The sequence below is a fragment of the Bradyrhizobium ganzhouense genome, assembly GCF_049949285.1.
GTDB classification, from domain to species: Bacteria; Pseudomonadota; Alphaproteobacteria; order Rhizobiales; family Xanthobacteraceae; genus Bradyrhizobium; species Bradyrhizobium ganzhouense.
Genome location: NZ_CP181318.1, coordinates 134,843 through 147,987 on the forward strand (window position 1 = coordinate 134,843; position 13,145 = coordinate 147,987).

The following is a 13,145-nucleotide window of genomic DNA, read 5'->3' on the forward strand; positions in this document are numbered from 1 at the left end:
ACGCTCCGGCTTGCCTTATAGGAGCGGCCACATCCGCAATGGCTGGATAAACGAATTTCGCGCAGCCCCCGTTACCAAGGCTGGGCGCGCCGATGGAGATTTACCCATGAACCTGATCAAGCAGCTCGAGCAAGAGCAATTCGACAAGCTGTCCGCCGGCAAGGACATTCCGGAATTCGGTCCCGGCGACACCGTGATCGTCAACGTGAAGGTCGTCGAAGGCGACCGCACCCGCGTGCAGGCCTATGAAGGCGTCTGCATCGGTCGTTCCGGCGGTGGCCTCAACGAGAGCTTCACCGTCCGCAAGATCTCCTACGGCGAAGGCGTGGAGCGCGTGTTCCCGGTGATGTCGCCGATGATCGACTCGATCAAGGTGGTGCGCCGCGGCAAGGTGCGTCGCGCCAAGCTCTATTACCTCCGCAATCTCCGCGGCAAGTCGGCCCGCATCGTCGAGAAAACTGAGCACGCCAAGGCCGTCAACGAGTAAGCTTTCGCTTACCGACGAGTTTCGAAAAGCGCGGGGCCAAACGCCCCGCGCTTTTTTGTTGCGTCAGCCGTGCGCGTCAAAGCCCTCGCGCTTCCAAATCGGCCTGCTATATATTCCTGGAATGTTTCCAGATCTGACCAGCTTCGTCACCCCCCAGCGCGTCGTCATCGACGATCGCTCGCGGCTGCCTGGCCGGTTCTTCGGACGCTTCGCGACCTCGGCAACGTCAGAGCTTAGTCCCGCAGCTTAAAGGCTGCGCTGAAGACGATTGCCCCGCGCGAGCCCGCGCATTTCGCTGACACACATTGTTCGGAGCTGAAGCTCATGTCCAAGCCGACCACATTGTACGACAAGATCTGGAACGATCATCTGGTGCACGAAGCCGATGACGGCACCTGCCTGCTCTATATCGACCGCCATCTGGTGCACGAGGTGACCTCGCCGCAGGCGTTCGAAGGCCTGCGCGCCACTGGCCGCAAGGTGCACGCGCCCGAGAAGACGCTCGCCGTCGTCGACCACAACGTGCCGACCACCGATCGCACCAAGCCGAACCCGGATCCGGAGAGCATCGAGCAGATCAAGGCGCTCGCCGACAACGCCAAGGAATTCGGCATCGAATATTACAACGAGTTCGACAAGCGCCAGGGCATCGTCCACGTCATCGGCCCCGAGCAGGGCTTCACTCTGCCCGGCACCACCATCGTCTGCGGTGACAGCCACACGTCGACGCATGGCGCGTTCGGCGCGCTCGCGCACGGCATCGGCACCTCCGAGGTCGAGCACGTGCTGGCGACGCAGACGCTGATCCAGAAGAAGGCGAAGAACATGCGCGTCACCGTCGACGGCAAATTGCCTGATGGCGTGACGGGCAAGGACATCATCCTCGCCATCATCGGCGAGATCGGCACCGCGGGCGGCACCGGCTACGTGCTGGAATATGCCGGCGAAGCGATCCGCGCGCTCAGCATGGAAGGCCGCATGACGGTCTGCAACATGTCGATCGAAGGCGGCGCGCGCGCCGGTCTGGTCGCGCCCGACCAGAAGGCGTTCGACTTCCTGCACGGCCGCCCGAAGGCACCGAAGGGCGCGGACTGGGATGCGGCGATGCGCTATTGGGAGAAACTGCGCTCCGACGAGGGCGCGCATTTCGACCACGAGCTGCGGCTCGATGCAGCAAAACTGCCGCCGATCGTGACCTGGGGCACAAGCCCCGAGGACGTGATCTCGGTGACCGGCTTCGTGCCCGATCCGGACAAGATCACGGATGAGGCCAAGCGTCTGTCGAAGCACCGCGCGCTGAAATATATGGGCCTGACCGCGGGCACGAAGATCACCGACATCAAGCTCGACCGCATCTTCATCGGTTCCTGCACCAACGGCCGTATCGAAGATTTGCGCGCCGCCGCCAAGATCGCGGAAGGCAAGCAGGTCTCCGGCCATGTCAACGCCATGGTCGTGCCGGGCTCCGGCATCGTGAAGGAGCAGGCCGAAGCTGAAGGCCTGGACAAGATCTTCATCAAGGCCGGCTTCGAATGGCGCGAGCCGGGCTGCTCGATGTGCCTTGCGATGAACCCGGACAAGCTGAAGCCGGAAGAGCGCTGCGCCTCGACCTCGAACCGCAACTTCGAGGGCCGCCAGGGCTTCAAGGGCCGCACCCATCTGGTGTCGCCGGCGATGGCGGCGGCGGCAGCGATCGCGGGTCACTTCGTTGACGTCAGGGAATGGCGCTGAGCCGATCTCCAACATTCGCGTGACTGCGGCAAGACTCGCTTCAGGCCGCGCGACAAACAAAGGGCGCCTCGAGGGCGCCCTTTTTATTTGCCTGCCTACCAATAGCGGTACGGATAGTGCCAGCGGCAGATGCGGCGGGGACCGTAATAGGTCCAGACGATCCGGCAGCGGCGCGGATAGTGATAATAGGGATAGTAGCCACCGTAGTAATAGCGCCGGTGGAAGTGGCGATAGCCGTAATAGGAGCGATAGTAGCCGCCCCAGTGGCGGTGATAGCCATATCCGCCATAGCGGTGAAATCCGCCGTAGCGATAGCCGCCGCCGTGGAAGGCCGGCGCAGCGCGGAAACCGCCGCCATGAAAACCACCACCGTGGAAGCCGCCGAAATGCCCGCCACCACCATGGAAGCCACCGCCGCCGTGGAAGCCTCCACCTCCGCCATGACCGCCGCCACCACCGCCATAACGAACCTGCGTGATCACGTCGTCGGTCGCAGCCTTCGCCGCCGGCAGCGCCGTCGGATTGATGGGAGTCATAGCTTCAGCGCGACGCGCAGTCCCGGCCGACAGCATCAGCATGGCAACGGCCGCAAGTCCGAGCAGGCGCATCGAGCTTGTCCCGAGACAAGACATCCTCAGCATGGAATTCTCCCTGAATCCGGACAGCGAGTCGCGATGCTCGTTCCCGGCTCGCGTTACCCTTATTCGTTTGCTGTCGCTCCCAACATAAATTAGGGACAGCGACGTGAATGCCTCGTGAATGAACGACGTCCGCGCACCGCGCGTGACATCACCACCACGGCCCATAGCCGAACACGAACGGCGCAGGAACGCCGTAGGGATAAGGCCGATAGTAGACCGGCCGCGCGTAATAGTGCGGATCAGGGCGCGGAGTGTATCGCGCAACATCGTATTGCACGTGTCGCCGCCCATCGAACACCGCGCGGCCTGCGGACGCATCCGGCAGCTTCGTCACTCTCTGCGCGGCAGAAGCGGGAGACAGGCCTGCGGCAAGCCCAACAACAACGGCCAATGCAATCCATTTCGCCATCACGACCTCCACGCCCGCAGCATGCGGGCTTCACGAGGCCGTCTGCAAGTTAAAACAGGCCCGTCATGCGGGCCCGTTCTCAACTCGACCGACGCGGCGAACAGGCAAGTTCCTGCGCATCGGCGCAACATTTCAGGCGCCACGAAAACCAGCCGTCATCCACGCACGTATCTTCTGGTCGAGCGAATGCAGGAGATGGTCATGGCACAGTTTCGAGCATTGCGGATATCGCACCTCGCGATCACGGTGAGCGTCCTGCTCGGCGCGAGTTCAGCACTGGCCTCGCAAGGGCCTGGCGTCCATGGCGGCACGGCAAGTCCGCTGACGCAGCTCGTGATGGCGATCCTGGTCTATGGCGCCTCTGCGCTCGTCGTCGGTGCCGGGCTGATCGGCGCGCTGCGCAGGCACTGAGCGCGTATCAGCCGCGACGCCAGTAGCAGCTCATATGCGGCACGATCACCGTGCCGCTCGGCCGGAATTCCTGCACATAGGTGGCGTTGCACTCGCGGACCGCGTCCGGGCCCGGGTTGTAGCGCGGATAGACGCCGTCAGGCGTGTAGTAGGGCGTGACGCGGAGGCGGGTCTGGGGCCGCCTGCGCGGCGGCGGGACGTCGTCGGGCGAGGCGGCCTGGGCCATACGGACCACAGTGCCAGCAGTCTGCGCATGTGCGCCACCAACGCAAACTTGCGAAAACAACCCCATGCACAGTAGCGTCAGCGCTGTTTTTGCTCGCATTTTACCGCCCACCCGAACCATCCCCATCGAGGCCCCAAGCTCCCCGTTTTGGCGGCGCCCGTCAACCTCGCAGCCCTTATAAAGCCGGATGCATCGCTGCGGAACCCACGCTAAGACAGGCGCATGTGGACGGACCTGAAGGCGCCCTCGCTGGCCGAGATGGAAGTGACGGCGCACGACATTTTCGAGCGCCTGCCGGCGGAATTTCGAAGGCTGTGTGAGGGCCTGATCATCCGCGTCGATGACTTCCCCACCGAGGAGGTCCTGGACGAGATGGAATGCGAGAGCGAGTTCGACCTGCTCGGCCTGTTCCAGGGCGTCGGCCTGCCCCAGCAGAGCCTTGGCGACGTGGCGCGGCTGCCCAACATGGTCTGGCTCTACCGCCGGCCAATCCTGGACTATTGGGCCGAGCACGACGAAAGCCTCGGCCACATCGTCCGTCACGTGCTGATCCACGAGATCGGCCACCATTTCGGCCTCTCGGACGACGATATGGCGGCGATTGAGGCTCAAGAGACGGGTTAAGCAGACGAGATCTGCCCAAATCGGCCTAGGATTCGGCCCCCGATCGCGATAAATACGCGGTCCCTAACCACCCTCGGGAAGCGCAACCATGGACAAGTTCACCACGCTGGAAGGCGTCGCGGCGCCGCTGAAGATCATCAATGTCGACACCGACATGATCATTCCGAAGCAGTACCTCAAGACCATCAAGCGCACGGGGCTTGGCAAGGGGCTCTTCTCCGAGCAGCGCTACAAGGACGACGGCAGCGAGAACCCGGATTTCGTCCTCAACCAGCCCGCCTATCGCAATTCGAAGGTGCTGGTCGCCGGCGACAATTTCGGCTGCGGCTCGAGCCGCGAGCATGCGCCCTGGGCGCTGCTCGATTTCGGCATCCGCTGCGTGATCTCGACCTCGTTCGGCGACATCTTCTACAACAACTGCTTCAAGAACGGCATTCTGCCGATCCGCGTTGCCCAGGAAGACCTCGACAAGCTGTTCGACGACGCCGAGCGCGGCGCCAACGCGACGCTGACGATCGACCTGCCGAACCAGGAGATCCGCGGTCCCGACGGCGGCAAGGTCAAGTTCGAGATCGATCCGTTCCGCAAGCACTGCCTGATCAACGGCCTCGACGACATCGGTCTCACCATGGAGAAGAAGTCGTCGATCGACACCTACGAGGACAAGCTCAAGCGCGAACGCGCCTGGGCCTGAGTTCATATTTTTAAGCATGATCTATTCGGAAAACCGCTGCACACTTTTCCGGATCATGCTCTGATTTTCGTTCGAGCCCCGGCGCGTCAACCGCGCCGGGGCTTTTTCTTTGCCCGCGATATCCCGTATAGCTGCACGCATGCTGCCCGAGATCGTCACCTTCTGGCATGGCCCGATGGACGCGCTGCGCCAGACCTGTCTGCGCTCGCAGCTCGCTGCCGGTCACAAGGTCACGGTCTACAGCTTTGACACCATCCCGGGTCTTCCGGCGGGCGTCGGCAATGCCGATGCCGAAGCGATCTTGCCGCACGCGTTCTCTGAACGGCTGCGGCCGCCGCAGCCGGACGGCAGCTGGCGCGACTGGACCACGCTGCAGTTCAGCGACTTCTTCCGCATGAAGCTGATGGCGAAGAGTGCCGGTCTCTGGCTCGATGCCGACGTGCTGTTGCTCAAGCCCGTCGAGATCGATCCGGCAAAACCGTACTTCGCCTGGGAGCGGCCGCGCCAGCTCGGCAACTCCGTGATCTACCTGCCGCCGCAGCACGGCATCGTCGCGGCCTTCGAAGAGCTCATGGAGCAGGAGGAGTTGACGCCGAACTGGCTGTCGGTGCGCCACCGCATCACCTTTGCGATGCGTCGCCTGCGCGGCGGCTCGAACCGTCTCTCTGATATTCGCGTCGCGATCTTCGGGCCGGCGGCACTCACCGCGCTCGCGCGCCGCACCGGTGAGTTGAGATTCGCGCTGCCGAAGCAATCGTTCTACGCCGTGCACGCCGAGCCAAAACTGTTCTTCGATCCCTCGAGCTATCTCGGCCTCGTCACCAACCCTGACATCATCGGCCTGCACATCTCGCCCAAGGGACGAGGTGGCGAGAAGCCGATCCCCGGCAGCCTGTATGCGTGGGCGACGGAGCGGTTCAGCTGAGCTCTCTCCGCTGTCGTCCCGGCGAAAGGCGGGATCATAACCACAGGGAGTAGTTTGGCGAAGATCGGCAGTTCAGTACGCCTACTGCCCACAACCGAAAGATCACGCGGTATGGGTCCCGGCTTTCGCCGGGACGACAGCGGTGGTTGTTCGCGCGGCGCCGCGTCCGGGGTACGAGAGCGGCGTCTCTCACCTCATTCTCAATTTGATCCAGCGCAACGCGCTCCTGCACCATTGTGCCTAGTCTTGCTCTCATCGCATGACCCAATGGAGCTTCGCCATGAGCACCGCAAGCAGGCCTTATCCCATCGTCCAGGACCTCATCGAGTCCTTTGCCGGCTGGCTGAAGCATCGCCGCGAGCTGAGCGAGTTGCGGCAGCTCGATCGCTCCGATTTCGATCGCATCGCCAACGATCTCAGGATCGCGCCCGACGATCTGGAAGAACTGGTCCGCCATGGCCGGCACGCGGCCGACGAGCTGCCGCAAATGCTGGAGCAGCTTGGCATCAGCGCAGAACGGCTCGGACAGGCGCAACCGCTGTTGCTGCGCGACATGGAACGCGTCTGCTCGCTGTGCCATCACAAGGCACGCTGCAATCTGGAGCTCGTCACCGGCACGGTCGTCGAAAATTTCCACGGCTATTGCGGCAATGCCGCGACGCTGGAGTCACTCGACCGCGCCGACGTCGCGCCGCGCTAACGCGGCGCAACGAATCTGTTCCGCTTTAGAAATCGACTGACATGGACAGCCACAGCGTCCGCGGCATGCCGCTGATCACGTAGCCGGTCGGATTGCCGATCCAGTAGCGATTGTCGAATAGATTGGTAACGGAAGCGCGGAACGTCGTGGGCCGCCCCGCCAGACTGGTCGCATAACGCGCACCGATGTCGAAGGTCATCCAGGCCGGCACGCTTTGGATGTTGTCGGCGCTGACATAGGCCCGGCTGGTGTAGATCGTGCGCGCCGTCGCCGTCAGTCCGGGCAGGAATGGCGCATCCCACTCGATGCCGAGATTGCTCTGCCAGCCTGGAGCACCGATCGCATGATTCCCGTCGTAGAGGTGCCCATCGGTCTTCGTGAGACGCGCGTCGAGATAGGTCACACCGCCCAGAACCCGAAGGCCAGGGCCGATTTCTCCGAAAGTATTGAGCTCGATGCCGCGATTTCTCTGCTCGCCGTCGAGGCTGTAGATCTTGGTGATGGGATCAGTGACCCCGCTGGGCAGGCTGATCTGGAACGCCGCCAGGCTCGCGCCGAAACGTCCGAGATCGAGTTTGGTACCGACCTCGTACTGCCTGGTCTTGAACGGAGCGAACACCTGATTGGTATTAGCTGCGCCGGAGGGAGGCGTCGGCCCGGGCGTGAGACCTTCGATGTAGCTTGCATAGAAGGACACTTCCTTGATCGGCCGCACCAGCAGGGCCACGGAAGGCGATGTGGCGCTCTGATCGTAGTGGGTCGTTTCCAACCCACTGACAGTGTCGTAGCTGTTCGCGATGACCTGTTGCTGCCGGGCTCCGACGATCACCTGGAGCATTCCGTTCATCATCGACAGGGTGTCAGCAACACCAACGCTTCGAAGCCCAAGAAAGGCCGACTTGCCTTCCGGAAACGAAGATACCGGCGTACCCGGGCTCGCCAGGATTGTTGGTGTGTAGATATTCGTCAGATAGTTTCCGTAGTTGGTCTGACCGAGCCAATCCGTGCGGTTCAAGGCGCTGCCGCTGACAACCACCTCGTGACTGACCGGACCCGTGTCGAAACGGGCCCGGACACCGGCTTCGCCGGACACGCCCTCGGACTTTCCGGTCTGGAAGCGCGACGTTGACAGCGCATCGCCCGAGGTCGTGCGGAGCGTCGCTCCCGGCGCCTCGCGCTTGTCGTAACCGAACTGGTTGCCGCCGATGGCGCCAAACAGAGTGACGTTGTTCGACAAATCGTACTCGGCGCGCGTCAGACCCGTGAGACTCTTTGCTCGGGCATAGTCGAAGGGCTGCGCGAGGTTGATGCGAGGATCAGGCGCATTCGGCACCGCGATGCCCTTGACCGGCGTATAGCCACGAGCCGCCGCCTTCATCCAGTCGTCCTGATAGATGACGTCGGCCGACCATCGGAAGCGCTCGCCCCGATAGTCGACGCCGAGCGAGCCAACACCGTCACGCACCGATTGGCGATCGATCGTCGTGTTTCCGCCGTCGAACCCGCCATTGAACCGGACGCCCCATTCCTTCTGATCCCCGTAGCGGCGCGCCACGTCGACCTCCGTGCCGAAGCGGGCGTTCGACATGTAGCCAACGGTCAGGCGCGTCAGGTCGTCGTAGGCACGCTTGGTCACGACATTGACGCTGCCGCCGATGCTTCCCTGCGGGGCCATACCGCTGAGGAACGCCGCCGGGCCTTTGAGCAATTCAATGCGTTCGATCGGCGCCGGATTGATGCGATAGGCCGGCACGAGACCATACAGCCCGTTCAATGCGATCTCGCTGTTTTCGACACGGAAGCCGCGAATGGTCAGCGCGTCATAGCGGTTGCTGCTGCCGATTGCGGCACGTACGGACGGATCGGAATTGGTCAGAACTTCGGCGACGCTGGTCGCCTGCTGGTCGCGAATGGTCTTCTCCGTATAACTGGTGAGGCTGTACGGCGTTTCCATATAGTCTTTGTTGCCGAGCAGGCCGAGCTGGCCGCCTCGCGCGACTTGTCCGCCGACATACGGCACCGGCAATGCGGCACGCTGCGCACCGACCGTTGCGGCTGCGCTTGCCGCCGGCGCGCTCTGGCGTCCGTCGGCCTGATGCCTCGTGCGCGCTGAGTTCGACGCATGCTGTCTCCGGACGGGCGCAGCGCGGCGTTCCGGTGCGGATACGGTCACTGGAGGAAGCGACTGTCCGGGTCCCGCCGGCGGTCGAAGGTTGGATTGCTGTGCGAACGACGATGTCGTGGTCAACAGCACAGACACGCACACGGGCGCAAATGCGCGTGCGCAATTCAAGTCGCGAATCATAAAACCCCGACGTCTTTTCTTTTTGCCCCGTCTCATCGCGTCGATGAGACGGGGCGTGGAATAAGTGACGCGGAGCGTTTAGCCAAATGGAAGGCATCTAATGTTTTGAGAGTAATCCTGGTGCCTCGCGCAGAAGAGAACGTCATCGGCTGACGTTTTGATTCCACGCAACGACAAGCGCCGGCAAGCATGACGCCTTGAATCCCGCGTACATTCGCGCGACACGCCTCCGCGCAACATCGGCTCGAAGCCCGCATCGAGAGGCTGCGGTCCGGCGGATGCGAGTAATTGTCGCAGCTCGCCAGATGAGGGATTCGAAGCGCGAGATGAGGTTGCTCGATCGCTCCGATTTCGATCGGATCGCGAACGATCTCAGGATCGCGCCTGACGATCTGGAAGAACTGGTCCGCTACGGCCGGCACGCGGCCGACGAACTCCCGCAACTGCCGGAGCAGCTTGGCATCGACAGCGACCGCCTGCAGCGCGCGCAGCCGCTCCTGCTGCGCGACATGGAGCGGGTCAGCTCGCTATGCCAAAGCACGCTGCAATCTTGAGCTCGTCACCGGCACGGTCGTTGAAAATTACCACGGCTATTGCGGCAACGCCGCGACGCTGGAATCGCTTGATCGCGCTGACGTCGTGCCGCGCTGAAGCTGGGGCCCGTGGTTTCCCTGCACGAAAGCGGGATTTACTTCACTCTCAGCAGCGGACTTATATCAGCGGCGTCCACGACGCCGAGCATCCTTCCTAATTCGAACGCAAGCGGCAGGACCCAAAACGGAGAGTCGGGATCAAATGGCGCCGGCTCACCAGAGATGTTGTAGAGCGTCTTGGCGCAAACCTCTTCGAATGAATACTGAGCGAGAGCCAGCTGATCATTGCGCTGCTCCGCCGCCAATGTCTTTCGCCTGATCTCGGAAAACAGGACATGAGCCTCTTTGCGCCGCGAGCGATCATTCGCCAGCGCAATCAGCTTTCGAAGCGTTTCCTTGTCCGTGCATCGCCCCTCAAAGAAGATAAGCGGTGCGAGCATGGCCGCGACGGTCGGGCGGCTTGTCATGAAGACATCATATCTCAGCCTTTCCCCATCGCCGCGATCGCATCCGCGATCTCGATCGTACGCCGCGCCATGTCGGCGTGCAGGCGCTCCACCATGGCGCCATCGAGACGGATCGCGCCGCGCGAGACGTTCTCCGGCAGCTCGAACGCCGCGATGATCTTTCGGGCGCGCGCGATGTCTTCCTCCGGCGGCGTGAAGATCGCGTTGCAGGCCTCGATCTGCGATGGGTGGATCAGCGTCTTGCCGTCGAAGCCGAGATCGCGGCCCTGCGCGCATTCGGTGGCAAAGCCATCGGGATTGTTGATGTCGCTGTAGGGGCCATCGAGGATCTCGAGGCCGGCGGCGCGCGTCGCCAGGATGCAATGGGTGATCATCGGGATCATCGCGGCGCGGCCGGGCATCATCTTGATGCGGGTCTCGCGCGAGATGTCGTTCGGGCCGAACACGAAACCAGCGAGGCGCGTCTTCGGATCGCGGCCGGCCACGGCCAGCTCCTCGGCATGCAGCACGGCGCGCGCGGTCTCGATCATGGCCCAGACCTTCAGTGTCGGCGCGGCGCCGAGCTCGGCGAGATGGTGGCCGATGGTCTGGAGATCCTCGATGCTTGAAACTTTCGGAACCAGGATGCCATCCGGCGACGCCTTGGCCGCCATCGCGACGTCATCGGCCCACCATTGCGTGTCGAGGCCGTTGGTCCGGATCAGGATCTCGCGCCTGCCGAAACCCTTAGCCGCGATCGCAGCGGCAATGCCGTCGCGCGCCACTCCCTTGGCATCGGGGGCGACGGAATCCTCGAGGTCCAGGATGAGGCCGTCGGCGGCGAGATTCCGCGCTTTTTCAAGGGCGCGGGGATTGGAGCCGGGCATGAACAGATGGCTGCGGCGCGGGCGGGTCATGCTACGTTCCTTCCGGTTTGCTCGTCTCTATATTATGGCCGAAGCCGATAGCATCTGGCCTGCCTATTCGAAAGGCTTGTTCACGATACCGGTATATGATTAGGCATAGGCCATGATCACATTCCCGAAGCATTTGCTGGAAGGCTACAACGCCTTCGCCACTCAGCGGTTGCCGGCCGAGCAGAACCGCTATCGCGAGCTGTCGGTGAAGGGACAGTTCCCGGAAGTGATGGTGATCGGCTGCTGCGATAGCCGTGTCGCGCCGGAGACCATTTTCGACGTCGGCCCGGGCGAATTGTTCGTGGTCCGCAACATCGCCAATCTGGTGCCGGTGTATCAGCCCGACGGCAACGCGCACGGCGTTTCGGCCGCGCTCGAATATGCCGTGACGGTGCTGAAGGTGAAGCACATCGTCATCCTCGGTCACGCGCAATGCGGCGGCATCCGCGCCTTCGTCGACAAGATCGAGCCGCTGACGCCCGGCGACTTCATCGGCAAATGGATGCAGATGTTCATCAAGCCGGGCGAGGTGGTCGAGCAGCGCAACCACGAAACCATGGCGCAATTCGTCGAGCGCATCGAGAAGGCCGCGGTGTTCCGCAGCCTGGAGAACCTGATGACGTTCCCGTTCGTGCGCAAGGCCGTCGAGAGCGGCCAGATGCAGCTGCACGGCGCCTATTTCGGCGTCGCCGAGGGAACGCTGTTCGTGCTGGACCAGGCGAGCAAGGAATTCAAGAGCGCGCGGAGCGTGGTGTAGGCCGATTTCGTAAGCTGCCGCGTCAAACGAGATCGTCGCCCCGGACAAGCGCAAGCGCAGATCCGGGACCCATACGCCGCAGCAATAATTTTGCGAAGACCCGGAGTTACGAGCTTCGCGCCAAACCACGTCCTGTGGTTATGGATCCCGGATCTGCGCGCGCCTATGGCGCGCTTGTCCGGGATGACGGGAGAGAATTCCTTACGCCGCCTTCTTCTTCGCGCTGATCAGCTTGCGGTTGATCAGCACTTCCGCGATCTGGATCGCGTTGAGCGCGGCACCCTTGCGCAGATTGTCCGACACGCACCAGAGCACGAGACCGTTCTCCACCGTCGCGTCCTCGCGGATGCGGCTGATGTAGGTTGCGTCCTCGCCGGCCGCTTCATACGGCGTGGCGTAGCCGCCCGCCTCCTGCTTGTCGATGACGAGACAGCCGGGCGACTTGCGCAGGATATCGCGCGCTTCGTCCGCACTGATCGGATTCTCGAACTCGATGTTGACGGCCTCGGAATGGCCGACGAACACCGGCACGCGCACGCAGGTCGCGGAGAGCTTGATCTTGGGATCAAGAATCTTCTTGGTCTCCGCCATCATCTTCCACTCTTCCTTGGTATAGCCGTCCTCCATGAAGACATCGATGTGGGGGATGACGTTGAAGGCGATACGCTTGGGAAACTTCTTACTGACCAGTTCCTGGTTGGTGTAGACGGCCTTGGTCTGCGAGAACAATTCGTCCATGCCGTCCTTGCCGGCACCCGACACCGATTGATAGGTCGAGACCACGACGCGCTTGATGTTGGCCTTGTCGTGCAAGGGCTTCAGCGCGACCACGAGCTGCGCGGTCGAGCAGTTCGGGTTGGCGATGATGTTCTTCTTCTTGAAGCCGGCGGTCGCATCCGCGTTCACTTCCGGCACGATCAGCGGCACGTCCGGATCCATGCGCCAGGCGGAAGAGTTGTCGATCACGACCGCGCCGGCGGCGCCGATCTTCGGCGACCATTCCTTCGACACCTCGCCGCCGGCCGACATCAGGCAGATGTCGACATCGGAGAAATCATAATGTTCGAGCGCCTTGCACTTCAGGGTGCGGTCGCCATAGGAGACCTCGACGCCGACGCTGCGGCGTGACGCCAGGGCCACGACCTCGTCCGCGGGGAATTTGCGCTCATCCAGAATGTTGAGCATTTCCCGTCCGACATTGCCGGTCGCGCCGACGACTGCGACTTTGTAACCCATCGTTCACTCTCCGATGAAAAAGCCCGTTCCTGAAGCTGACGCT

The 13,145-nt window shown here is 62.7% G+C and carries 15 protein-coding genes and 1 pseudogene; 9 read left to right on the forward strand and 7 right to left on the reverse strand.

What is annotated here, in order from left to right; all coding sequences use genetic code 11:
* The first annotated feature begins 106 nt into the window (after nucleotides 1–106).
* Both rplS and leuC read left to right on the forward strand, forming a co-directional pair.
* On the forward strand, nucleotides 107–487 hold the full coding sequence (rplS, locus tag ACLFLU_RS00610; protein ID WP_092233923.1) for a 50S ribosomal protein L19: 381 nt from the start codon (nucleotides 107–109) through the stop codon (nucleotides 485–487).
* Between the two features lie 324 nt (nucleotides 488–811).
* Complete coding sequence (leuC, locus tag ACLFLU_RS00615) at nucleotides 812–2,218, forward strand: 3-isopropylmalate dehydratase large subunit (protein WP_426410456.1); 1,407 nt, start codon at nucleotides 812–814, stop codon at nucleotides 2,216–2,218.
* Nucleotides 2,219–2,313: 95 nt separating this feature from the next.
* Here leuC and ACLFLU_RS00620 read toward each other — a convergent pair whose 3' ends face one another.
* Together ACLFLU_RS00620 and ACLFLU_RS00625 are read right to left on the reverse strand one after the other, a co-directional pair.
* Complete coding sequence (locus ACLFLU_RS00620; protein WP_426410457.1) at nucleotides 2,314–2,859, reverse strand: hypothetical protein; 546 nt, start codon at nucleotides 2,857–2,859, stop codon at nucleotides 2,314–2,316.
* Between the two features lie 148 nt (nucleotides 2,860–3,007).
* Nucleotides 3,008–3,268, reverse strand: coding sequence for a hypothetical protein (locus ACLFLU_RS00625; protein WP_426410458.1), 261 nt, complete (start codon nucleotides 3,266–3,268; stop codon nucleotides 3,008–3,010).
* A gap of 201 nt (nucleotides 3,269–3,469) precedes the next feature.
* Between ACLFLU_RS00625 and ACLFLU_RS00630 the strand changes: the two genes are divergently transcribed.
* Nucleotides 3,470–3,679 (forward strand): hypothetical protein, encoded by a 210-nt coding sequence (locus ACLFLU_RS00630; RefSeq protein ID WP_426410459.1) that lies wholly within the window; start codon nucleotides 3,470–3,472, stop codon nucleotides 3,677–3,679.
* A 7-nt stretch (nucleotides 3,680–3,686) separates the two neighbouring features.
* On the opposite strand, the gene ACLFLU_RS00635 is transcribed toward ACLFLU_RS00630, so the two are convergent.
* Nucleotides 3,687–3,971: a hypothetical protein gene (locus ACLFLU_RS00635; protein WP_426414186.1), complete on the reverse strand. Its 285-nt coding sequence runs from the start codon at nucleotides 3,969–3,971 to the stop codon at nucleotides 3,687–3,689.
* Nucleotides 3,972–4,127: 156 nt separating this feature from the next.
* Here ACLFLU_RS00635 and ACLFLU_RS00640 point away from each other — a divergent pair, with 156 nt between their 5' ends.
* The 4 genes from ACLFLU_RS00640 to ACLFLU_RS00655 all read left to right on the forward strand — a co-directional run bounded on the left by ACLFLU_RS00640 (nucleotide 4,128) and on the right by ACLFLU_RS00655 (nucleotide 6,848).
* Nucleotides 4,128–4,529, forward strand: coding sequence for a metallopeptidase family protein (locus ACLFLU_RS00640; protein ID WP_426410460.1), 402 nt, complete (start codon nucleotides 4,128–4,130; stop codon nucleotides 4,527–4,529).
* A gap of 88 nt (nucleotides 4,530–4,617) precedes the next feature.
* Complete coding sequence (gene leuD, locus ACLFLU_RS00645; protein WP_254147245.1) at nucleotides 4,618–5,223, forward strand: 3-isopropylmalate dehydratase small subunit; 606 nt, start codon at nucleotides 4,618–4,620, stop codon at nucleotides 5,221–5,223.
* A 139-nt stretch (nucleotides 5,224–5,362) separates the two neighbouring features.
* Entirely contained in the window at nucleotides 5,363–6,148 is a 786-nt protein-coding gene (locus tag ACLFLU_RS00650; protein WP_426410461.1) for a hypothetical protein, read from the forward strand.
* 280 nt (nucleotides 6,149–6,428) lie between these two features.
* Complete coding sequence (locus tag ACLFLU_RS00655) at nucleotides 6,429–6,848, forward strand: hypothetical protein (protein WP_426410462.1); 420 nt, start codon at nucleotides 6,429–6,431, stop codon at nucleotides 6,846–6,848.
* A gap of 25 nt (nucleotides 6,849–6,873) precedes the next feature.
* Here ACLFLU_RS00655 and ACLFLU_RS00660 read toward each other — a convergent pair whose 3' ends face one another.
* A complete protein-coding gene (locus ACLFLU_RS00660) occupies nucleotides 6,874–9,021 on the reverse strand; it encodes a TonB-dependent receptor (protein WP_426410463.1) in 2,148 nt (715 codons plus the stop codon).
* A 440-nt stretch (nucleotides 9,022–9,461) separates the two neighbouring features.
* On the opposite strand from ACLFLU_RS00660, the pseudogene ACLFLU_RS00665 reads away from it, so the two are divergent.
* Nucleotides 9,462–9,804, forward strand: a pseudogene (locus ACLFLU_RS00665) (hypothetical protein); the annotation flags it as partial.
* Nucleotides 9,805–9,841: 37 nt separating this feature from the next.
* On the opposite strand, the gene ACLFLU_RS00670 reads toward ACLFLU_RS00665, so the two are convergent.
* Together ACLFLU_RS00670 and ACLFLU_RS00675 are read right to left on the reverse strand one after the other, a co-directional pair.
* A complete protein-coding gene (locus tag ACLFLU_RS00670; RefSeq protein WP_426410464.1) occupies nucleotides 9,842–10,213 on the reverse strand; it encodes a hypothetical protein in 372 nt (123 codons plus the stop codon).
* Between the two features lie 14 nt (nucleotides 10,214–10,227).
* The gene (locus ACLFLU_RS00675; RefSeq protein ID WP_426410465.1) at nucleotides 10,228–11,109 is read right to left on the reverse strand and encodes an HpcH/HpaI aldolase/citrate lyase family protein; all 882 of its coding nucleotides are present in this window, start codon (nucleotides 11,107–11,109) and stop codon (nucleotides 10,228–10,230) included.
* A gap of 112 nt (nucleotides 11,110–11,221) precedes the next feature.
* On the opposite strand from ACLFLU_RS00675, the gene ACLFLU_RS00680 reads away from it, so the two are divergent.
* Nucleotides 11,222–11,866, forward strand: coding sequence for a carbonic anhydrase (locus ACLFLU_RS00680; RefSeq protein ID WP_426410466.1), 645 nt, complete (start codon nucleotides 11,222–11,224; stop codon nucleotides 11,864–11,866).
* Nucleotides 11,867–12,067: 201 nt separating this feature from the next.
* Here the strand turns inward: ACLFLU_RS00680 and ACLFLU_RS00685 are convergent, their stop codons facing one another.
* On the reverse strand, nucleotides 12,068–13,102 hold the full coding sequence (locus tag ACLFLU_RS00685; protein ID WP_426410467.1) for an aspartate-semialdehyde dehydrogenase: 1,035 nt from the start codon (nucleotides 13,100–13,102) through the stop codon (nucleotides 12,068–12,070).
* Between the last annotated feature and the right edge of the window lie 43 nt (nucleotides 13,103–13,145).

Bases quoted from the DNA above. Each gene is read 5' to 3' on its own strand.
- rplS (WP_092233923.1), top strand. From the start codon at position 107: ATGAACCTGATCAAGCAGCTCGAGCAAGAGCAATTCGACAAGCTGTCC.
- leuC (WP_426410456.1), top strand. From the start codon at position 812: ATGTCCAAGCCGACCACATTGTACGACAAGATCTGGAACGATCATCTG.
- ACLFLU_RS00620 (WP_426410457.1), bottom strand. From the start codon at position 2,859: ATGCTGAGGATGTCTTGTCTCGGGACAAGCTCGATGCGCCTGCTCGGA.
- ACLFLU_RS00625 (WP_426410458.1), bottom strand. From the start codon at position 3,268: ATGGCGAAATGGATTGCATTGGCCGTTGTTGTTGGGCTTGCCGCAGGC.
- ACLFLU_RS00630 (WP_426410459.1), top strand. From the start codon at position 3,470: ATGGCACAGTTTCGAGCATTGCGGATATCGCACCTCGCGATCACGGTG.
- ACLFLU_RS00635 (WP_426414186.1), bottom strand. From the start codon at position 3,971: ATGGGGTTGTTTTCGCAAGTTTGCGTTGGTGGCGCACATGCGCAGACT.
- ACLFLU_RS00640 (WP_426410460.1), top strand. From the start codon at position 4,128: ATGTGGACGGACCTGAAGGCGCCCTCGCTGGCCGAGATGGAAGTGACG.
- leuD (WP_254147245.1), top strand. From the start codon at position 4,618: ATGGACAAGTTCACCACGCTGGAAGGCGTCGCGGCGCCGCTGAAGATC.
- ACLFLU_RS00650 (WP_426410461.1), top strand. From the start codon at position 5,363: ATGCTGCCCGAGATCGTCACCTTCTGGCATGGCCCGATGGACGCGCTG.
- ACLFLU_RS00655 (WP_426410462.1), top strand. From the start codon at position 6,429: ATGAGCACCGCAAGCAGGCCTTATCCCATCGTCCAGGACCTCATCGAG.
- ACLFLU_RS00670 (WP_426410464.1), bottom strand. From the start codon at position 10,213: ATGACAAGCCGCCCGACCGTCGCGGCCATGCTCGCACCGCTTATCTTC.
- ACLFLU_RS00675 (WP_426410465.1), bottom strand. From the start codon at position 11,109: ATGACCCGCCCGCGCCGCAGCCATCTGTTCATGCCCGGCTCCAATCCC.
- ACLFLU_RS00680 (WP_426410466.1), top strand. From the start codon at position 11,222: ATGATCACATTCCCGAAGCATTTGCTGGAAGGCTACAACGCCTTCGCC.
- ACLFLU_RS00685 (WP_426410467.1), bottom strand. From the start codon at position 13,102: ATGGGTTACAAAGTCGCAGTCGTCGGCGCGACCGGCAATGTCGGACGG.